Origin of the sequence: Harryflintia acetispora (assembly GCA_004340125.1) — a bacterium.
GTDB classification, from domain to species: domain Bacteria; phylum Bacillota; class Clostridia; order Oscillospirales; family Ruminococcaceae; genus Harryflintia; species Harryflintia acetispora.
The window spans coordinates 363931-384535 of sequence record SLUK01000002.1 but is presented as its reverse complement, the minus strand read 5'-3'; the positions used below and the strand labels follow the sequence as shown (position 1 = coordinate 384535).

Annotated in this window: 20 protein-coding genes; 11 read left to right on the top strand and 9 right to left on the bottom strand. The window is 60.5% G+C overall.

Annotated features, from left to right (window positions below; genetic code table 11):
- Window positions 1-65: 65 nt before the first annotated feature.
- The 3 genes from EDD78_RS04400 to EDD78_RS04390 are packed head-to-tail and all read right to left on the bottom strand — an operon-like array spanning window position 66 to window position 4359.
- Entirely contained in the window at window positions 66-2879 is a 2814-nt protein-coding gene (locus tag EDD78_RS04400) for an N-acetylmuramoyl-L-alanine amidase (RefSeq protein ID WP_165873108.1), read from the bottom strand.
- Between the two features lie 31 nt (window positions 2880-2910).
- The gene (locus tag EDD78_RS04395) at window positions 2911-3129 is read right to left on the bottom strand and encodes a hypothetical protein (RefSeq protein ID WP_079699204.1); all 219 of its coding nucleotides are present in this window, start codon (window positions 3127-3129) and stop codon (window positions 2911-2913) included.
- 60 nt (window positions 3130-3189) lie between these two features.
- On the bottom strand, window positions 3190-4359 hold the full coding sequence (locus EDD78_RS04390; protein WP_132084094.1) for a hypothetical protein: 1170 nt from the start codon (window positions 4357-4359) through the stop codon (window positions 3190-3192).
- Between the two features lie 156 nt (window positions 4360-4515).
- Between EDD78_RS04390 and EDD78_RS04385 the strand changes: the two genes are divergently transcribed.
- The 11 genes from EDD78_RS04385 (at window position 4516) to EDD78_RS04340 (ending at window position 14858) form a co-directional block, all read left to right on the top strand.
- Window positions 4516-4842: a YabP/YqfC family sporulation protein gene (locus EDD78_RS04385; RefSeq protein ID WP_159448976.1), complete on the top strand. Its 327-nt coding sequence runs from the start codon at window positions 4516-4518 to the stop codon at window positions 4840-4842.
- Window positions 4843-4861: 19 nt separating this feature from the next.
- Window positions 4862-6091 carry a sporulation protein YqfD gene (locus tag EDD78_RS04380; RefSeq protein ID WP_132084093.1) on the top strand — a complete coding sequence of 410 codons (1230 nt, stop codon included), beginning with the start codon at window positions 4862-4864 and terminating at the stop codon, window positions 6089-6091.
- Window positions 6092-6266: 175 nt separating this feature from the next.
- On the top strand, window positions 6267-7235 hold the full coding sequence (locus tag EDD78_RS04375; RefSeq protein WP_132084092.1) for a PhoH family protein: 969 nt from the start codon (window positions 6267-6269) through the stop codon (window positions 7233-7235).
- The gene (gene ybeY / locus EDD78_RS04370; protein ID WP_079699209.1) at window positions 7232-7738 is read left to right on the top strand and encodes an rRNA maturation RNase YbeY; all 507 of its coding nucleotides are present in this window, start codon (window positions 7232-7234) and stop codon (window positions 7736-7738) included. The genes EDD78_RS04375 and ybeY overlap by 4 nt, the downstream gene beginning before the upstream one ends.
- Window positions 7731-8228: a diacylglycerol kinase family protein gene (locus EDD78_RS04365; protein ID WP_132084091.1), complete on the top strand. Its 498-nt coding sequence runs from the start codon at window positions 7731-7733 to the stop codon at window positions 8226-8228. Before ybeY ends, EDD78_RS04365 begins: the two co-directional genes overlap by 8 nt.
- A gap of 37 nt (window positions 8229-8265) precedes the next feature.
- Window positions 8266-9156 carry a GTPase Era gene (era, locus tag EDD78_RS04360; protein ID WP_132084090.1) on the top strand — a complete coding sequence of 297 codons (891 nt, stop codon included), beginning with the start codon at window positions 8266-8268 and terminating at the stop codon, window positions 9154-9156.
- A 152-nt stretch (window positions 9157-9308) separates the two neighbouring features.
- On the top strand, window positions 9309-9476 hold the full coding sequence (locus EDD78_RS13930) for a hypothetical protein (protein WP_165873107.1): 168 nt from the start codon (window positions 9309-9311) through the stop codon (window positions 9474-9476).
- A complete protein-coding gene (gene recO, locus EDD78_RS04355; RefSeq protein WP_132084089.1) occupies window positions 9427-10179 on the top strand; it encodes a DNA repair protein RecO in 753 nt (250 codons plus the stop codon). The genes EDD78_RS13930 and recO overlap by 50 nt, the downstream gene beginning before the upstream one ends.
- A 101-nt stretch (window positions 10180-10280) precedes the next feature.
- Window positions 10281-12668 (top strand): endonuclease MutS2, encoded by a 2388-nt coding sequence (locus EDD78_RS04350; RefSeq protein WP_132084088.1) that lies wholly within the window; start codon window positions 10281-10283, stop codon window positions 12666-12668.
- A 49-nt stretch (window positions 12669-12717) separates the two neighbouring features.
- Window positions 12718-14463, top strand: coding sequence for a pyruvate kinase (gene pyk / locus EDD78_RS04345; protein ID WP_079699214.1), 1746 nt, complete (start codon window positions 12718-12720; stop codon window positions 14461-14463).
- 41 nt (window positions 14464-14504) lie between these two features.
- Window positions 14505-14858, top strand: a complete 354-nt coding sequence (locus EDD78_RS04340) for an MmcQ/YjbR family DNA-binding protein (RefSeq protein ID WP_132084087.1) — start codon at window positions 14505-14507, stop codon at window positions 14856-14858.
- A gap of 40 nt (window positions 14859-14898) precedes the next feature.
- On the opposite strand, the gene EDD78_RS04335 is transcribed toward EDD78_RS04340, so the two are convergent.
- The 6 genes from EDD78_RS04335 to pstC are packed head-to-tail and all read right to left on the bottom strand — an operon-like array spanning window position 14899 to window position 20601.
- The gene (locus EDD78_RS04335; RefSeq protein WP_165873106.1) at window positions 14899-16620 is read right to left on the bottom strand and encodes an ATP-binding protein; all 1722 of its coding nucleotides are present in this window, start codon (window positions 16618-16620) and stop codon (window positions 14899-14901) included.
- A gap of 60 nt (window positions 16621-16680) precedes the next feature.
- Window positions 16681-17358: a response regulator transcription factor gene (locus tag EDD78_RS04330; protein WP_117507598.1), complete on the bottom strand. Its 678-nt coding sequence runs from the start codon at window positions 17356-17358 to the stop codon at window positions 16681-16683.
- 56 nt (window positions 17359-17414) lie between these two features.
- On the bottom strand, window positions 17415-18071 hold the full coding sequence (gene phoU, locus EDD78_RS04325; RefSeq protein WP_117507596.1) for a phosphate signaling complex protein PhoU: 657 nt from the start codon (window positions 18069-18071) through the stop codon (window positions 17415-17417).
- A gap of 14 nt (window positions 18072-18085) precedes the next feature.
- Window positions 18086-18835, bottom strand: coding sequence for a phosphate ABC transporter ATP-binding protein PstB (gene pstB / locus EDD78_RS04320; RefSeq protein WP_117507594.1), 750 nt, complete (start codon window positions 18833-18835; stop codon window positions 18086-18088).
- 10 nt (window positions 18836-18845) lie between these two features.
- Window positions 18846-19721: a phosphate ABC transporter permease PstA gene (gene pstA / locus EDD78_RS04315; protein ID WP_117507592.1), complete on the bottom strand. Its 876-nt coding sequence runs from the start codon at window positions 19719-19721 to the stop codon at window positions 18846-18848.
- Window positions 19722-19740: 19 nt separating this feature from the next.
- Complete coding sequence (gene pstC, locus EDD78_RS04310) at window positions 19741-20601, bottom strand: phosphate ABC transporter permease subunit PstC (protein WP_242942156.1); 861 nt, start codon at window positions 20599-20601, stop codon at window positions 19741-19743.
- Between the last annotated feature and the right edge of the window lie 4 nt (window positions 20602-20605).

Here is a 20605-nt window from a genome sequence, read left to right as displayed (position 1 = left end):
TCCAGTTTAAAGGGGGCCCGCAAACGGCAATCGCCGTTTGCGGGCCCCCTCTTTGTATGGGCGTTTTAGTTCAGCGCCGCGATATAATCCACAGCGGCCTGGCTGATCGCCTTGCCGATTTTCAGCATGTTGGCTTCGTTGCAGATCTGCTCGTACTCCTCCGGATTGGGCATGAACCCGAGCTCACAGAGGATGGCCGGTGCGAGGGTGGTGCGGCAGACCACATAGTAGCCCTCTTCCGTACCGCGGTCGTCCCGACCCGAAGCGTCCAGGATATGCTCGAGAAAGACACCGGCCATCTTCTCGGAAATGTCGTTGTAGTGAAAGACCATGCTGCCCTTCGCCTTTCCGGGGTCGATGTTTTCATTCAGGGAATTGTGGTGCAGAGAAATGAAGAGATCGGCATCGTGCCGCTCGGTGAAGCCGACGCGCTCGGTCAACTCCAGGAAGTCCTCGTCGCTCTCCCGGGTGAGGAAGACGTTCGCGCCCAGTCCCTCGAGGTATCTTGCCACGATGTGGGCGATGTACATATTGGCGTTCTTCTCCATCGGCCCGGTCACCCCGGCCAGTCCCAGGGCGCCCACGTCTAAAGCCCCGTGCCCGGGATCGACGACGATGTTGAGTCCCAGCAGCGGCCGCCCCTTGACGGAAGAAATCTGAGGCTTACCGGTGAAGCGGATGACGGTGGTGTTTTCGTCCTCATACTCGACGTTGTATCCGAAGTAGGATTCCGCCCCTTTTTTGCAGGTGAAGGTCAGCGTCCCGGCGCCGTCGTTTTTGGCGGTGATGGAATCGAAGAACCGGCTCTCGGCGGGGAGGACCCCGTTTGCGACGCCGTAGGTGTCGAACAGGCGGATGGTAAAGTTCCCGTCCTGCTTATCATCCACGACGAAGGAGGCAGCGGCGCTCCCGTGCAGAACAATCGCTTCATCCCCGCCATCCTGTTCTGCCGCGCGGTACTGGGCCGAGGCGACGGTGTTCTCTGCGCTCTCAAGCCCGGTGTCGAGAGTCACCTCGCTCTTCTTGATGAAGCCCCCAAAGGAGGTCTTATAGTAGGTGTCGGTCTGGCCGGTGATCTCGCCGACGCTGCCCGCCTTGAGGCTGGTCATAAAGTTTCCGTTGGTCAAAGACTCGTCGAGCACCGTCCCCAGGTCCACCGAGACCTTGTAGACCGGGGTGCGTCCGGCCCCGTAGAGGTAGACGTCCCCCTGCGACTCGACCTCGGAGGTCTCGCCGTCGTATTCCAGCGTGTAGGTCACCCGGCCGAGGTTCTCGATTTCCCCTGCCGTCCCGGCGGGGAGCTTTACCTCCTTGCGGTAGACGACGGGGGTCCCGTCCTCGGCGCTGGAGGCGGCCTTCAGCTCGTAGCTTTCACCGTCCAGTGTGGCGCTCACGCTGCCGCCCGCGGGCGCGGTGCAGCGGAAGACCATCGCGAGGCCCTCGCCCACCGCCTGGTTCGAGTCCGGCAGGGGCGGGGTATAGGTACTGATCTTGCTGATCTTGGTGGTTTCGTTCGCGTAGGGCCGGTAGATTTTCGCGGTGAGGGTCACGCCATCCTGCTCGAAGTCGTAGGTATTGAGCCCCTCATCGACCTCCACCAGCACGCCGAAGGTGCCGTTCGAGCTTTGGCGCTCGAGCTCCTCCCCCTCGAAATAGACCGGCTTGCCGGGGTCGGAGGTACCGGTGATGTAGTAGCTGTCCCAGCTGCGGTCGGGTATGGTCAGGCGGTCGCCGTCCAAGGGGCGGGTAAGCCGAAATTCGGTCGGGATTTCCAGGGAGGTGTCCGGCAGGATCTTTTTGTCGATATAGAGCATGGGGATGACGGCTTCCATCACGCTGTCGTTGCCCTTTAGCATGGAGTACCCGTCGAGCACGCCGCCCTGCAGCCCCTCGCAGTTGTTGACGAAGAGCATATCGCTAAGCGCCTCGGCGGTGGCCCCTTCGGCTTGCAGCGCGGTATAGACCGGGGTCTGGTATTTCTTTGCCGGGGTGAGGAAGGTCTCGAGCGCCGTGGCGTAGGGGGAGGCGAGGGCCCCGCCGGCCGAATCGCTCAGTGTTGGGGCGATGAAGTCCACGCTGACCCGGCAGGTATTGTCGAGGAATTTTTCCCGGTTCTGGGTACGTTCGGCCTTGTCCGAGAGCAGGAGCCCAAGCTGCTTGCCTTCGGCCTCCGTCACGTCCGACAGGTCGGACATCAGCGCCGCCAGATAGGTGTAAAACCCGTCGTAGTCGTTGACCTCGCTGTCGTCCGCGTCGCCGACCACGATCCCGGCCAGGGGATAGCTTTGCAGCAACTCCTGCGCGACTAAGAGCGCCTGCTTATGTACCTCGGGATTGTCCGGGCGGTAATAGAGCTTCTCCCCGAAGGCGATGGTGCTCTCGGGGAACTCGCGCGCGGCGTTGCCCTTGGGGAGCTTGTCTGAGCTCGTTCCCGCCGCGTAAGGGTTCACGACGGCGTAAACCGCGATCCCCTCGGCCGCGGCGCGCTCGGCAAGGATTTTCAGCGGGTCGAGCTTGCGCAAAAAGCCGGCGGAGAAGTTAAAATGCCCACTTCTCGGCAGTAGCTTGGAGAGGTACATTGCCTGCCCACCCGGCGCGCTCTCGTAAAATATGGCGTTGAGGCTGCTCTCCTTGGCAAAGCCGACGATCTCGTCGGCCAGCGCCTCCAGCTCCTCGCGGTCCTGCTTTTGGGCGCTGGGATATTCCGCATTGGCGCCCGAGTGGACGATCAGGGCGCGCAGTACGTCGGGCGCCGCGGCGGCAGCCGAGACTGGCAGGGCGGATTCGCCGTCCTCCTGCGTCTCCCTACAGCCGGAAAAGGAAAGCAGCAGCGCGCCGCTCAGCAGAATGGCCAGGGTCTTATGAAAGAGTCGTTTCATCGTGATTTGGACCTCCGTATGGTTTGAGAGCCTAAAGCTCGAAATCTTCTTTGGTATAGCTCGGCAGCTTGGGCGCACGGGTGGGGATCCGCTTGAGCGGACAGTAAAGAAACCTGCGGCAGCTGCCATGCGGCGGGACGGGGCCGCGCTTCTCGCAGAGGTACTGGTTTTTATCCCGTGTGGGAAAGCCGAAGCGGCAATATTGGCAGGCGGGGGGGATTTCCTGGGAAAAGAAACTCTGGCGGAACATAAGCCCGGCCTCCTTCCTGATAGGCTGAGCTTTTATTCTACCAGATTTTCCGAAAGATTTCTACCGTTTTCCCGCTTTTGCGCTTTCCTTTTTGCTCTCTTTGGGGTCGAGCCGGGAGCCGAACAGGTAAAGCGGCGCACAGACCAACAGGAGCACCGCCCCGCTCACCAGCAGCAGGAGGATGGTGGCGATCGGCGTGTTGGGGTTATAATACCCCACCGGCGGATAGGGGTAATAGATAGGGTAGAAGGTCTGCTGTGCCAGATGCAGCGAGCGGTAGAGCGGCCAAAAGCCGCCCAGCGTGAGCAGGGCATGCAGGAAGCGGCAGAGGGTAAAACGGCGAAAGGAGAGGCCCCGGCTACTCAAACAGGAACGCACCTGAAAATGGATCGAGAGCCCGGCAAAGGAGATCATCGGCGGAATCAGCACGGCCGGCAGCACCCCGGGCAGGGCAGCCGCCTGCAGGCAGCCGGTGGTCACCTCCATCATCCCGACGACGATGGCGCGCAGGGCGTCGCCCCCCAGCGCCGCGCCGGGCAGCAACGCGCTGAGGCGGTCCATCACTCCGCTGTAATCGAGCAGCTCGCCGCAGGCGGAGAAGAGAACCACGAAGGCACAGATCATGAGGATCCCGCTGGTGGCGTTGTTCACCGCAAGCACGAAGGCCTGCCCGGCCGGCAGCGCGGCCCCTTTGGTGCCGCCCTTTGGCGGAACGGGCGCGCGGCGTGAGAGGAATATCCCGATGAGCAGGGCGGACAAGATGTGCACCCCCAGCAGCGCGGCGCCGAAGGCGGGGGAGTGGAGCATGCGCGCCCCGATGGCCGTCACCACGAAGGAGGGCCCGGCATTGCAGCAAAAGCAGATCGCCCGCTCGGCCTGTTCCTTGTTGATCCTTCCGCTTTCGAGCATGCAGTCGATCGTCTTGGCCCCGACCGGGTATCCGCCGAGGAAGCTGAGCAGCACCACCGGGCCCATACATTCGGGGAGGCGCAGCAGGTGGCGGGTGAACAGTGACAGGGGGCGTGAAAGGAGCTCCCCCGCCGGGCTGAGCGCGATAAAACCGGAGACGGCCATAAAGAGATAAAGGGAAGGAATGATCACCTCGGCACAGGTGCGCAGCCCCCGCTTCACCCCCGCGGCGGCGGGCTCGCCCCAGGCCAGCAGCAGTATGCACAGCACGGCGCACCCGAGTGCCAGTGGCAGGTGGCGCAGCCGAAATTTCTCTTTCATCCGATCCTTCCTTTCTCATAGCCGCAGACGTTACCTCACATTCATATGAGGGCAAGGCCGAAATTAAAACCGTCTAAGCGGGGAGGCACGCTCATATAAATGGATATGAGGCGCCCGCGTAAAAAGGCGCAGAACGAGCAGGAAAGGAAGAGTGGGATGAGCGCGAAGCAGGGCATACGAAACCGCAGGCAACGCGAAGCGGAGCAGATGCAGCCCCCGAAGGAGAAAAAAACGCTGATCGGTTCCATCTTGCAGATGCCGGAGGCTTCTTTAAATAATATGTGCCAGATCGAGCTGATGTCCAACCGGGAGGCGCTGGTGGACGGCTGCAAGGGCGTGGTGGAATATAACGAGGACTTTATCCGTTTAAATCTCGGCAATATGACGGTGCGCTTTTGCGGCCGGGCGCTGCAGCTGCGCAGCATGAGCGAGGAGAGCGTGGTCATCGAGGGGTACATCCAGTCGGTGGACTTCATCAATTAGCCGGTCGGGGGAATGAACATTGTTTATCAGACTGTTAAGATATATCAAAGGGGTCGTGCGTTTTTCGCTCAGCGGGGGATTTATCGAACGGTTTTTGAACCTGTGTACCCGCGCAGGGGTCCCGGTTTGGGATACGGTGCGCAGTAAAACGGGGGTCACAGCCTGCACCACGGCGGCGGGCTACAAGCGGCTGCGCCCCATCGCCAAGAAGACCGGGGTGCGCATGCGCCTGATTGAAAAGGGCGGTATGCCCTTTACCCGCTTCCGCTACCGCAAGAGGATCGGCCTGCTGGTGGGGGCGCTGCTCTTCGCACTCTTCCTCGGCGGGATGAGCCGGTTTATCTGGAATGTCGAGATCGAGGGGGCCGAGACGATTAAGGAGGAGTACCTGCTGGACAACCTGCGCAAGGTCGGGGTTTACGAGGGAGCCTATATCGGGTCGATCGATACCCTCAACGCAGAGAACCAGATGATGCTCCTCACCCCGCAGCTGAGCTGGATCGCGATCAACCTGCACGCCTCGAGCGCCACGGTGGAGATCAAGGAGCGCCAGATGGCCCCCGAGCTGATCGACAAAAAGTCGCCCTGCAACGTGGTGGCTGCGCGCACCGGGCAGATCAAGTATATGGAGGTCTACGAGGGGCAGCCCATGCTCAAGGTCGGGGACACGGTGCAGGAGGGCGAGATCATCGTCAGCAGCTACATCGAGGGAACCCAGATTAAGGAGCGGGGATACTTTACCCATGCGCGCGCCAAGGTGATCGCCGAATTCCAGGAGGACGTGCGCATAGCGGTCCCGCTGCGCGAGGAGCTGCGCACCCCCACCGGCGAGGTGGTCAGGAAGCGCAGCCTCCACCTCTTCGGGCTGGACATCCCGCTGCACCTGACCGGAGCGCCCAAATCGCCCAGCGAACGGGAGACCGAGACGGGGAGCCCCAAGCTCTTTGGGGTTAAAATCCCCTTGCAGATCACAACCGACACCTACCGGCTGGTGGAGGTCCATACCGCCACCCTGAGTGAGGCGCAGGCCAGGGAACAGGCGCTGGAGCAGCTTAACCAATATGAAAGTGATTTTTCGTCGATCGGGACCATCGCCTCCAAGACGGCCAGCGGCCGGCTTGAGGGGGAGGAATATGTAGTGGACGCCCAGTTCCTGTTACAGCAGGACATCGCCCGCCAGAAGGAAATTGACGTCGTGGAGGAACCCAGTGCACAGCCACCGGCGCAGAGCGGGGAAACAAAACAGTAGGAAAGGAAAAAATTCTTAAAAAAACTGGCGGAAGTTCATAGAAAATCCTGAATTTTTTGTGAATTACTAAAAAGAATCAACACCCTGTGGCAAAGTGTGCTATAATAATGTGAGTAGTTTTATCACACGATGAAAAATGACATGGAAGAAAACGATACAGGGAGTCTTACACCAGATGGCGGAAAGAACGGTAGAAATCCAGAAGATCGAGCAGGCGCTGGCCCTGTTCGGCAACTTTGACTGCAACATCCGGCTGCTGGAGCGGGAGTTTGGGGTCGGCATGGTAAACCGGGCCGACCAGCTTAAAATCACCGGAGATGAACATTCGGTGCTGCTCTGCGAAAAGGCGGTGCACGCCCTGCTCGAAAGCCTGGAGCGGGGGGAGACGATCACCGAGCAGTCGGTGCGTTATTGTATCCAGATGGTGCGCGAGGGCAGCGAGGAGGAGCTCTCCTCCCTGGCGCAGGACTGCATCTGCATCACGGCCAAGGGGCGGCCGCTCAAGCCCCGCACCCTGGGCCAGAAGCAGTATAACGACATGATCTCTCAGAACACGGTGGTCTTCGGCGTCGGCCCCGCAGGTACCGGAAAGACCTATCTCGCGGTGGCCAGAGCAGTGCGGGCCTTCAAGGACCACCAGGTCAGCCGGATCATCCTGACCCGTCCCGCGGTGGAGGCGGGCGAGAAGCTCGGCTTCCTGCCGGGGGATCTGCAGAACAAGGTCGACCCCTATCTGCGCCCGCTTTACGACGCGCTTTTCGACATGCTGGGGGCCGAGGGCTTCACCCGTCTGCAGGAGCGCGGGAGCATCGAGGTCGCCCCTTTGGCTTATATGCGCGGCCGCACACTGGAGGACAGCTTCATCATCCTGGACGAGGCGCAGAACACCACCCCCGAGCAGATGAAGATGTTCCTCACCCGTCTGGGCACCAATTCCAAGGCGGTGGTCACCGGGGACATCACCCAGATCGACCTGCCCGACCACAAGGTCAGCGGCCTGGTCCAGGCGTGCAAGATACTCAAAAATGTGGACGATATTGCGATCGTCTACTTTACCGAAAAAGACGTGGTACGCCACCGGCTGGTGCAGGACATCATCAAGGCGTATGAGAAGTATGAGGAGGGCAAAAGAAACAGGTCATGAGTGTTGTAAAAGTGATGATTTCGGACAGGCAGAAAGAGGTCAAGATTCCCACCGGCATCCGCCTTCTGATCCGGCGCAGCTGCCACGCGGTGCTGGAGATGGAGGGCTTTCATGAGCCCTGTGAGGTGAGCGTCAGCTTCATCGGAAACGACGAGATCCGTCAGCTCAATAAGGAATACCGCGACAAGGATGCGGTGACCGACGTGCTCTCCTTCCCGAATTCGGACAACGGGCAGTACGACCTCAATCCCGACACCGGCTGCTACATGCTGGGAGACATCGTGATCTCGGTGGCGCGCGCGGCCGAGCAGGCCGAGCAGTTCGGCCATTCGCTGCAGCGGGAGATTTCCTTTTTGACCGTCCATTCGATGCTCCATCTTCTGGGATATGATCACGAGCAGGGCGGGATCGAGCAGGTGCGCATGCGTGAGAAGGAGGAGGCCGTGCTCGCCAAGCTCGGTCTCGAGCGCAACGCAAGCTACGTGCTCGACGAAGATGAGTAGACCGATCCGCAGCCTGCTTGGCAGCTTCAAGGTCGCCTTCTATGGCATACGCTACTGTATCGCCAACGAGCGCAACATGCGCATTCACCTTTCGATCGCGCTGGGCGTGGTCTTTCTCTGCGCCTTTTATTCCTTTTCGGCGGCGCAGTATGCGCTGATCGTACTGCTGTTTTGCATGGTGATCGCGGCGGAGATGCTCAACACCGCCATCGAGACGGTGGTCAACCTCCTCTCGCCCGGCTACAACCACCTCGCCAAGCTGGCGAAGGACATCGCGGCCGGCGCGGTGCTGATCTGTGCCGTCGGCGCGGCGGTGATCGGGTTGATTCTTTTTTGCGATCCCGGCGGGATCGGACGGCTTCTGGCGGTCATGGGGGCGCATCCGGTCCTCTTCTTCGGCGGCGCGATCGGGTACCTTCTGCTGGCGGCGGCCTTTATTTTTGTACCGGAACAAAAACAAAACCCCAGGCAGGGGAAAAAAGATGAATAGGGAATGGGTCCCGCAGTTTGGGCCCGGAGGAATATAAATGGAAACAAAATCCGCATTTGTCGCAATCGTCGGCCGGCCGAACGTGGGGAAGAGCTCGCTGATGAACCGGCTGCTGGGCGAAAAGGTCGCGATTGTGACAAATAAGCCCCAGACCACCCGCACCAGGATCACCGGGGTGCTGACTGTCGGGGAGACCCAGCTTGTCTTCACCGATACGCCGGGACTGCATCGCCCGCGCACCAAGCTTTCGCAGTACATGGTGCGCCAGATCGACGAGTCGGTCGCGGACGTGGATGTGGCGGTGCTGGTCTGCGAGCCGACCGGGGAGCCGGTGAAGGCCGAGCTCGACTTAATCGAGTCTTTCCGCAAAGGGTGCATGCCCGCGATTCTGGCCATCAACAAGATCGACACGCTGAGCGACAAATCTTTGCTGCTGCCCAAAATCCAGGCGATGAGCGAGCTCTATGAGTTTGAGGACGTCATTCCGCTGAGTGCTGTGACTGGGGACGGGACCGACATCCTTCTCGATAAGCTCTGCGCGATGGCGCAGCCCTCGCCCCACTTTTTCGAGGATGATACCCTGACCGACCAGCCCGAGCGGGTGATCGTGGCGGAGATCATCAGGGAGAAGCTGCTGCAAAACCTCAGCGAGGAGATCCCGCACGGCACCGCCGTGGTGGCGGAGAGCATGAAGGAGCGCGAGGGCGGCGGCATGATCGACATCCAGGCGACCATCATCTGCGAGAAGAAGAGCCACAAGGGGATCGTCATCGGAAAGGGCGGGCAGATGCTCAAAAAGATCGCCACCCAGGCGCGCGAGGACATCGAACGGTTTTTGGATTGCCGGGTGAACCTGCAATGCTGGGTCAAGGTCAAAGACGACTGGCGGCAGGATGAAAACATTATGCGCAACCTCGGCTTCAAATAAAGACGACAAAAACGAAACGGCAGCTCTGGTCCTCTTTCCCAAGGGATACAAAAGTTTCATCTGATAAAAGCTGGCCCATCGGAAACACTAAAATCTGCGGACAAAAGAAAGATTGTGCGCGATCATGTTTCTTAAGATGGGGAGGTTTTTCGGTGGAAAGGCAAAATGCATGGAATATCTTTTTACACACCGGCAGGGTGGAGGACTACTTAAACTATGTCAAGCTGCAAAACCAGAAGACCACGGACTTTAGGGAGGACCTGATTCCCGATGCGGATGACGACCGATGGGATCGTGATCGCTACAACCAATATCGATGAGTGCGACAGGCTGGTGACCCTGTTATCCGCCGAGATCGGCGTGGTTCGCGCTTATGCGAGAGGAGCAAAAAGGCCCGGGAGCAAGCTGAGCGGCTCTACCGAGCTGCTTGGCTACTCTCGCTTTGTGCTGTTTAAGCACAAGGACCGCTTCACCATCGACAGCGCGGACAGCAACGCCCTTTTTTTTGGGGTGCGCCAGGACCTTACAAAACTATCCCTCGCCTCCTATCTGTGCGAGTTGTGCGCCGACACCGCCCCGGCGGGGGAGCCGGCGAAGGAACAGCAAAGACTATTGCTCAACTGCCTGCACCTGCTCGAAACGGGCAAGCGTTCGGCGGAGTTTATCAAGCCTCTTTACGAGCTGCGTCAGATATCGCTGAGCGGCTATATGCCGGACTTGGTCGCCTGCCGGGAATGCGGGCAGTATGAGCGGCCGCTCTTCCATTTTTACCCTGTCAGCGGGGAGCTGGTCTGTGCCGGGTGCGACACGGCACCGAAAGCCGGGCAGTATGTTGAACTGAGCCCCTCGGTGCTGGCGGCCATGCGGCATATCCTCTATGCCAGCCCTGAAAAGCTCTACAGCTTTACACTGTCTCAACAGGCCCTTTTACAGCTGACGGCGGTCTGCGAGCGGTATGTCAAGACACAGCTCTCCCGCTCCTTTAAAACATTGGATTTTTATAACGCCATGCTGCCCAACTGACGGGAAATTTTTGAAGTACCGGAAACACGGATCTTGTACATAATGAGCCGATCGGGTACAATGGTGGCGGCGGGTGGTACATTTACCGGAAAGGAAAACCTATGATCGATCCAACAAAATATTATCATACACTGGAACTGGACAAAATTCTCGAGCGGCTCTGCTCCTTCGCCGGATGCGAGGTGAGCCGTGAGCGCCTGCTCGCGACCAAGCCGCAGAGCGACTACCGCGAGGTCTGCGGGGAGATGGAGCGCACCAACGCCGCCTATACGCTCTGCGTGCGGTACGGCGCGCCGGCCATCTACAATGTGCAGGACTGCGCCGCTGCGCTCAAACGGGCGCAGGTGGGCGCCAGCCTTTCGCTGCGCGAGCTGCTGGCCATCGCGCGGGTGCTCTATAACGTGCGCACCCTGAAGGCCTACCGCGAGCGCTGCGAGGAGGAGCACACCGCGCTTGACGAACTCTTCTGGGCGCTGGGGGAAAACAAATACCTCGAGGATATGATCGGCTCGGCCATCGTCTCGGAGGAGGAGCTCGCCGACGATGCCAGCGGCGAGCTGATGGACATCCGCCGCAAGATCCGCGCGGCGCAGGCCTCGGTGCGTGAGCAGCTGGACCGGATGATCCGCTCGCCGCACTACCAGACCTACTTGCAGGAATCAATCGTTACCATCCGGGACGGACGGTTTGTGGTCCCGGTCAAGATCGAGCACAAAAATGAGATCAAGGGCATGGTGCACGATACCTCCTCCTCGGGCGCGACCGTCTTCATCGAGCCGGCCGGGGTGGTGGAGCAGAACAACAAGATCAGGCTCCTCGAAGGGGAGGAGCAAAAGGAGATCGCGCGGATCATCGCCGCCCTCTCGGCCGAGTGCGGGAGCTATGCCGACAGCATCATGCTCAGCTTTGAAAAGCTCGTCGAGCTGGACGTTTGCTTTGCCAAGGCGCGCTACGGTCAGGAGACCCGTTCCGTCGTGCCCAAGCTGCGCGAGGACGGGGGGATCGACATCAAGGGCGGGCGGCATCCGCTGATCGATCCCGCGAAGATCGTCCCGATCGACATCCGCCTCGGCACGGATTTTGACACCATCGTCATCACCGGCCCGAACACCGGCGGCAAGACGGTGGCCCTCAAAACCTTGGGGCTGCTGACGCTGATGGCGATGTGCGGGATGATGATCCCCGCCGGCGAGGGCAGTGAGGTGTCGGTTTTTGAGTACATCCTCGCGGACATCGGGGATGAGCAGAGCATCGAGCAGAGCCTCTCCACCTTCTCGGCGCATATGACCAACATCGTGTCCATTTTAGAGGTTGCCAACGAGCGCAGCCTGGTGCTGATGGACGAGCTTGGCGCCGGGACCGACCCGGTCGAGGGCGCGGCGCTGGCGGTGGCGATCCTCGAGCGGCTGCGCCTCTTTGGCTGCAAGATCGCCGCGACCACCCACTATGCCGAAATCAAGATGTTCGCTTTGCAGACGCCCGGGGTGGAGAACGCCTGCTGCGAGTTTGACCTTGCCACCCTGCGCCCGACCTACCGGCTGCTGATCGGTGTGCCCGGGCGCTCCAACGCCTTTGCCATCAGCCAGCGGCTGGGGTTGGACGAGGGCGTGATCGAGGCGGCCAAGGGGCATGTGGCCAGCGACAACGCCCGCTTTGAGGATGTAGTCACCCAGCTTGAGCAGGCCAGGCAGTCCCTGGAGGAGGAACGCCGGAAGGTGGATGCCCTGGTGGCAAGCGCCGAGCGGGAGCGCCGCGAGGCCGAGGCCTTCCGGGAAAATCTCGAAAAGCAGAAGGAATTTGAAATTAATAAGGCGCGTTCCCAGGCGGGCCGGATCGTCAGCGACGTGCGCGCACAGAGCGAGAAGCTCCTCTGTGAGCTCGACGAAATCCGCAAGCAGAAGGACAATCCCGCCTTCTCTTCTCTGGCGCAGGGGGCGAAGGCCGGCTACCGTTCGGCCATGCGCGCACTGGAGGACAGGGCCAACCCGGTCAGCGGCGAGCGGCAGGAGGACTATGTGCTGCCCCGCCCGCTGCGGGAGGGGGACAGCGTTAAGATTAGTTCGTTTGGAACAAACGGGGTGGTGCTGCGCGAGCCGGACAAGTCCGGCAACGTCTTTGTGCGTTCGGGGTCGATCAAGACCAAGGTGCCTCTGAGCGAGCTGCGTCTGATCGATACGCCGAAAAATAAAAGCCAGCCCAGCGCCGGGAGGGTGAGCCGCACCTTACAGTCCAAGGCGACCCGCGAGGGCTCCACCGAATTCGACATGCGCGGGATGAACGCCGAGGAGGGGATCATGGAGCTCGAGCGCTTCATCGACGGATGCGTGCTCAGCGGGATCAAGAACGTCACCGTCATCCACGGCAAAGGGACCGGCGTACTGCGAAAGGCGGTACATGAGGCGCTGCGGCGCAACAAGTCGGTGCGCACCTTCCGCCTGGGCGTCTTCGGAGAGGGCGAGGCGGGGGTCACCATCGCCGAGCTGAAATAGCTATATTTTCTGCCCGAAAAACGGGCGGTTTGAGAGGAAAGAAGGATACATGAGAAAAACCAAAATCGTCTGTACACTGGGACCTGCCACCGATTCTCCGGAGATCATGCGGGAGCTGATCCTTGCGGGAATGAACATCGCGCGCTTCAATTTCTCTCACGGCACCCACGAGGAGCATAAAAAGAGGCTTCAGCTGCTACGCGACACCAGCGCCCAGCTGGGGATCCCGGTCGCTACCCTGATGGACACCAAGGGGCCGGAAATCCGGCTGGGGAACTTCAAAAACCACCGGGCGACACTCGAGCGGGGGAACCTTTTCATCCTGACCAGCGACGAGGTGGAGGGGGATGAGAACCGCGTTTCGATCACCTTCAAGGAGCTGGCGGGAGACCTAAAGCCCGGGGACAAGGTCCTCCTGGACGACGGGCTCATCGAGCTGCGGGTGCAGGCGATCGAGGGGACGAACATCATCTGCCGGGTGCAAAACGGCGGGGATGTCTCGGACAAGAAAGGGGTCAACGTCCCGGACATCGCGCTCTCCATGCCCTATATATCGGAACGCGACAGGGAGGATTTGATCTTTGCCGTGGGGCAGGACTTCGATTTTATTGCCGCCTCCTTCGTGCGCACCGCGCAGGACATCGCGGAAATCCGTAAAATCCTGGACGAGCAGGGCTGCGACAACATCCATATCATCGCCAAGATCGAGAACGCCCAGGGTGTCGCCAATATCGACGAAATCCTGCGGCTATCCAGCGGGGTGATGGTCGCGCGGGGCGATATGGGGGTGGAGATACCCTTTGAGGATGTGCCCGTGATCCAGAAAAAGCTGATCAAGAGGGCCTACAACGCGGGGAAATTCGTCATCACCGCCACCCAGATGCTCGACAGCATGATGAAGAATCCCCGGCCCACCAGGGCCGAGGCGACCGACGTGGCCAACGCCATCTATGACGGCACCTCCGCCATCATGCTTTCGGGCGAGACGGCGGCGGGCAAATACCCGGTCGAATCGGTCAAGACGATGGCCACCATCGCCCGGCGCGCCGAGGACGACATCGACTACGAAAAGCGCTTCTATGGGCAGGAGTACCCGGCCAGGGAGGACATCACCAACGCCATCTCCCACGCCACCTGCACCACCGCCTATGACCTGGGCGCCGCGGCGATCATCACCGTGACCAGTTCGGGGCGTACCGCGCGGATGATCAGCCGTTACCGGCCGCTGATGCCGATCATCGGCTGTACCTACGACGAGAAGGTCTACCGCCAGATGAACATGTCCTGGGGGGTTATCCCGCTGATGTGTCAGGTCAAGGAGAACACCGACGAGCTCTTCGAGCACGCGGTGCAGCAGGCCCAGAAGGCGGGCCTTGTGCGCAGCGGGGACATCGTGGTGATCACCGCCGGGGTACCGCTTGGCGTGTCGGGCACCACCAACCTGCTCAAGGTGCATGCGGTGGGCAATGTGCTGGTCACCGGGCAAGGGGTCAACAAGCTCTCCTGCACCGGGAACGCCTGCGTCGCCCACAGCGAGGAGGAGGCGCGTCAAAATTTTAACGAGGGGGATATCCTGGTGATCCGGGAGACCTCCAACGGGATTCTTGACCTGCTCAAAAAGGCGAGCGGCATCGTTTGCGAAACACAGGGGCTCAATTCCCATGCGGCCATCGTGGGGATGACGCTGGATATTCCGGTGATTGTGGGCGCGAAGAACGCTTCTTCGCTGATCAAGAACTCCACGGTGGTCACGGTGGATGCCGACAAGGGGATTGTCTGCAACGCAGGAAGATAGTTTTTTGCTGTTTTAAATCTTTACGGCCGAGGGGGTGTATTATGCGAGATAAACAGCCCTGGATCGACTATTGCCTCACCCTGCCGGGGGCCTATGAGGATTATCCCTTCGACGACCCGGACTGGACCATCCTGCGCCGGCAGGGGAACCGGAAAATTTTCGCCATGCTCTTTCATCTGCAGGGGAGACTCTGCCTCAACCTCAAATGCGATCCCATGCAGGCGGACTTCTGGCGGCGGGTCTACCAGGGGCGGGTGGTCCCGGGGTACCATATGAACAAGGTGCACTGGAACACCGTCTATCTCGACGCGGGCCTGGAGGCGGAGACCGTTCATGAAATGATCGCCCACTCCTACGAGCTGATCTGCCCGAAACGGAAAACTCATATAAAGTAAAAAAGCACCGGGGAGATAAACCTCCCCGGTGCTTTGGTTTTTATTTGCCGTTTTTGGGCAGGACGACAGTGAAGGTCGTGCCCTCGCCCTCTTTGCTTGTGAGGGTGATGGTGCCGTGGTGGTACTCCACGATGTGCTTGACGATGGACAGTCCCAGCCCGGTGCCCCCGGTCTGCTTGCTGCGGCTCTTGTCCACCCGGTAGAAGCGCTCAAAAATCCGTTCCAGGTGCTCGGGCGGGACGCCGATCCCGGTGTCGGATACTTGCAGCAGGGCACGCTCCTCCTTCTGCGAGAGCGATAGGGTGACCGAGCCCTTCGGGACGTTATACTTGATCGCGTTGTCCAGCAGGTTATACACCAGCTCGTAGAGCATGGGCCGGCGTCCATACAGCATGACGTCCTCGCCGCTGACCGAAATCTTGATCCCCTTTTCGCGGGCCGGGCTTTCCGTGCTGGCGATGGCCTCGTCCACGATCTCGCGTAAAGAGCAGGGGGCTACCTGTTCCTCGGCGGAACCGGACTCGATTTCCGAAAGGCGGATGATGTCGTCGATCAGCCGGATCAGCCGGCTGCCCTCGCGGTGGATCCGCGCGCAGGAGGCGCGGATATCGTCGCTGCTTTGGAGCATCCCGGTTTCGATCATTTCGGCAAAGCCGTTGATCGAGGTCAGGGGGGTTTTTAGCTCATGCGAGACGTTGGCCGCAAAGTCCCGGCGCACCTGCTCGGCCCTCTTCTCGCTGGTGATGTCCACGATAAAGACCATGATCCCGTCGAGCTGGCCGCGTTCATCCTGCGCGGGACTGACGAAGAAGCGGTGGCAGCCGCCCAAAATATCCTCCTCGTCGAAGGAGAGGCCGCGGTTCTCGCTCAGCACCTTTTGCAGCGCCTCCTGCAGCTGTAAGCTGCGGGTGAGATGCAGGATATTCTGCCCGGTGTAATCCATCCCGCCGGGGGTTTCGAGCATCTCCTGTGCGCTGCGGTTGATGGCCAGGATATTTTTCTCCCGGTCCATCAGGATCAGCCCTTCGCGCATGTTGCGGGTGATGGTGCCCACGGTGTCCTTCTGCGCTTTGAGCTTTCGGACATATTCCTCGAGCTGCCGCTGTAAGGCGCGTATCTTGCCGATGAAGGGCTCAAGCTCCCGGTAGGTTTTGATTTCTGTATATTCACCGGGGGTCAGCATCCCCTCGAGCTGCCGCGCGGCCTCGTTGACGGGACGCAGGATCATCTTGGTGAGCAGGGAAGCCAGCAGCAGCGAGAGCGCCAGGGAGAGCACCAGCACCAGCAGGATCAGCGGAACGGTGCCAAAAAACACATCCAGGATGCTGTTCATGGTGCGCGAGAGGCGCAGCAGGTTCCCGTTTTCCAGCGCCACGGCGTAATAGTAGGTGTCGGCGTTGAGGGTATCCGAATGCCGGGTCGCCTCGCCGAAGCCCTGCTCCCTGGCCTGCATGAATTCTTCCCGGTCGCCGTGGTTGGGCAGGGTGGAGGCGGCCAGCCCCGAGTCGAAGAGGACCGCCCCGTCTGTGCCGACAAGGGTCATGCGGGTGTTCCTGCCAAGGGCATATCCCACCTGGCGCAGCAGCTCCGGTACGTCCTGCGATTCCTCCACGCTGCGCGCGAGGGCATAACATTCGTCCTGCAACCCGCTTTTGACCGTTTCCCGGTAAAAGCCGTAGTACAGCACGCAGACCGACAGGGTGGTGGCGATGGTCACCAGCGCCGTCAGCAGCGCAAAGACTGAGAATATCCGTCGTTTCATAGTATGATGGTTCCTTTCTCGGGAAGGCTGCTCCGGCGGCATGGGGCCGCAAAGGAGCAGTCAGCCCTCGATTTTGTAGCCGACGCTGCGCACCGTTTTGATCAGGTCGTGCGCGCCCGCGCGCTCCAGCTTTTGGCGCAGGGTCTTGATGTGCATATCCACCGTGCGGCTCTCGCCCTCGAAATCGAATCCCCAGACTGCATCCATGATCTTGTCGCGCGAGAGGACCACGCCGCGGTTACAGATCATGTAATACAGGAGCTCGAACTCCTTATAGGTCAGCTCGCAGCCGTTCTCGCCCACCGTGACGGTGCGCCTCTCATAGTCGACGGTGACCTCCCGGCAGGAGACGACCTTCTCCCGCCCGCCGCCGCAGCGGCGCAGCACCGCGCGGATGCGCGAAAGGAGCTCCATCACCCCGAAGGGCTTGGTGACATAGTCGTCCGCCCCGGCGTCCAGCCCCTTGACCTTGTCGTATTCCGAGGTCTTGGCGGTGAGCATGATGACCGGGATGCCGCTGGTCTTGGCCGTGGCTTTCAGCCGCCCCAGAATTTCGGTCCCGTCCTCCTCCGGCAGCATGATGTCCAGCAGGATGAGCGCGGGAGTCTCCTTTGCGAGGGAGGAGAAAAGCTGCCTGCCGCTCTCGAATCCTTCGGACTCGAAGCCGCCGCTGTGCAGGGCATAGAGGATCAGCTCGCGAATGCTCTCGTCGTCCTCCACACAAAAAATCTTCGCCATACTGTCTCTCGCCTTTCCAATAGACCGCGCCCCGGCGGGGAGCGGCCCGATATAGTCTAGATGATCCGCCGGTCCTTGTGCAGCCCGGTGATCGAAAAGATGACCCATTCGGCGATGTTCACCGCGTGGTCGCCGATCCGCTCGAAATATTTGGCCACCAGCAACAGGTCGATCGAAAGCTCGCCGTCGCCGGTGTTCTGGCGCAGGGTGTCGATCAGCTCAAATTTTACCCTGTCGAAGAGGTCGTCCACCACGTCGTCGTAGGCGATCACCGCCTCGGCGAGCTGCTGGTTCTTCTGCACATAGGCGTCCACGCTCTCCTTGACCATCTTGATGGTGGCCTCGGCCATCTGGGGGATATGCCGCAGCGCCGGGGTGTAGTCCTGCCCGAGCAGGCGCATGGTCAGCTCGCTGATGTCCGCCGCGTGATCCCCGATCCGCTCCATGTCGGTGATCATCTTGAGCGCGGAGGAGATCATGCGCAGGTCGTTCGCCACTGGCTGCTGGGAAAGCAGCAGGCGAAGGCAGCGCCTCTCGATGTCCCGTTCCTTCTCGTCGATCTGTGCGTCAAATTCGATGGCGCGCTGCGCCAGGGCGGCGTCCTGTTGGCAGAGGGCCCTTACGGCGTCGCCGATGGCGGTCTCGATCAGGGCGCCCATTTCGATCATTTCATTGCCGAGCAAATCAAGCTCGTGGTCAAACCGGTTGCGCATATCTGTTCCTCCTTCTATCCGAACCTGCCGGTGATGTAGTCCTCGGTGCGCTTGTCTTGGGGCATCGAGAAGAGGTTTTCGGTGCTGTCATACTCTACCACCTCGCCCAGCAGGAAGAAGGCGGTTTTGTCCGAGATGCGCGTGGCCTGCTGCATGTTGTGGGTGACGATTACGATGGTGTAGTACTTTTTGAGCTCCTGGACCAGGTCCTCGATCTTGGAGGTCGAGATCGGGTCCAGCGCCGAGGTGGGCTCGTCCATCAGCAGCACCTGGGGGGAGACCGCCAGGGCCCTGGCGATACAAAGCCGCTGCTGCTGCCCGCCCGAAAGGCCGAGCGCGCTCTTTTTGAGCCGGTCCTTGACCTCGTCGAAGATCGCCGCCTGGCGCAGCGAGCGCTCGACGATCTCGTCGAGCTTCGCCTTGGAATGGATGCCGTGGGTGCGCGGGCCGTAGGCGATGTTGTCATAGACGCTCATCGGGAAGGGGTTCGGCTTCTGGAAGACCATACCGACGTTCTTGCGCAGAAGGTTGACATCATAATTATAATATATATCCTCCCCATCCAACAACACCCTACCGGTAATTTTGCATCCTTCGACCAAATCGTTCATCCGGTTGAGGGTTTTGAGCAGGGTGCTCTTCCCGCAGCCCGAGGGGCCGATGAAGGCGGTGATGCAGGTCTCGTCGATGTCGAGGTTCACATTTTTGAGCGCGTGGAAGGCTCCGTAGTAGAGGTCGAGATTCTCGATCGAAAACTTTTTCATATCGCTTCTCCTATACCTTGGCGATCTTTTTCGCGATCACCGAGGCGAACGTATTGATCAGCAGCACCGTCAGCAGCAGCACCACCGCGGTGGCGTAGGCTTCGCCCACATGGAGCCCCTCGTTCGAGAGGGCGTACATATGGATGGCAAGGGTGCGCCCGGACTGAAAGACGTCCTTTGGTATCTGCGCCACCGTCCCGGCGGTGTAGATCAGCGCCGCCGTCTCGCCGATGATCCGCCCGATGGCGAGGATCATCCCGGCCAGGATCCCGGGCACCGCCGAGGGGAGCACCACCTTGAGGATGGTGTGCAGCCTCCCGGCGCCCAGGCCGAAGCTGGCCTCGCGGTAGGCGTCGGGCACCGAGAGCAGCGCCTCCTCGGTCGAGCGCATGACGACCGGCAGCACCATGATGGACAGGGTGCAGACCCCCGCCAACAGGGAGAAGCCCCAGTGCAGCGCCGTGACAAAGAAGAGCATGCCGAAGAGTCCGTAGACGATCGAGGGGATCCCCGAGAGCGTCTCGGCGGTGAGGCGGATGATGGGAACGAGGCGGTTGCTTTTCTTGGCGTACTCGGTCAGGTAGATGGCGCAGCCGATCCCCAGAGGGGCCGCGATCAGCAGCGAGAGGATCACCGTCTGCACGGTGGTGATGATGGCCGGGAACATCGACACGTTGTCGGAATCATATTTGAAGGCGAAGAGCTCGGGCGTGAGGTGGGGGATGCCCATGATTAGGATATAGACGACGAGAAAGAGCAGGATGAATACGCTGAACAGCGCCGCGAGGGTGACGAGCAGAAATATGAGGAAGGAGAGGGGAGAGTGCAGATAGTTCCTTAGCCTCTGGCACAGGGTCATGCGGTTGATCGGAATGATTTTTTTCATAGATGGGATACTCCTTTCCTCAAGTCTTCTTCTTCCGGTTTAAAACCGAGAAGCAGAGGTTGAGCAGCAGGATAAAGACGAAGAGCACCACGCCGGTGGCGATCAGCGCCTCCCGGTGCAGGCCGGTGGCGTAGCCCATTTCGAGCACGATGTTGCCCGTCAGGGTGCGTACCCCTTTGAGCAGGCTGTCCGGGATGCGCGCGTTGTTGCCAACCACCAGGATGACCGCCATCGTCTCGCCGATTGCCCGGCCGATCCCCAGGATCACCCCGGCGAGGAGCCCCGACTTAGCGGCGGGCAAAACGGTGAAAACCACGCTGCGCTCGTGGGTGGCCCCAAGCGCCAGCGCCCCCTCATAAATCTCCTCGGGCACCGCGCGCAATGCGGATTCACTGATCCCGATGATGGTCGGCAGAATCATGATGCCGAGTAAGATCGAGGCGGTGAGTATGCTGTTCCCGGTCCCGCCGAAGGTACCGCGCACGAAGGGGACGAGCACCACCATCCCAAAGAAGCCGTAGACGATGGAGGGAATCCCTGCGAGCAGCTCGAGCGCGGGCTTTAAAAACCGGTACAGCCCCCTGGGGCAGAAGCGCGCCATGAAGATGGCGGTCAGCAGCCCGATGGGCACCCCGATGAGAATCGCCCCGGCCGTGACGTAGAGGCTGCCGACGATCATCGGCAGGATCCCATAGGAGGGAGGCACGTCCATCGGGGCCCATTTTTCGCCGCCGAGGAAGTTTAAGACCCCGATCTTCCCAAAGGCGGGCAGCCCGCCCGCGAACATAAAGACACAGATCAGCAGCACCGCGACGATCGAGGCGCAGGCGGTGATCAGGAAAAGGATTTCCATCCCCTTTTCCAGCACTTTTTTCTTCATCAGG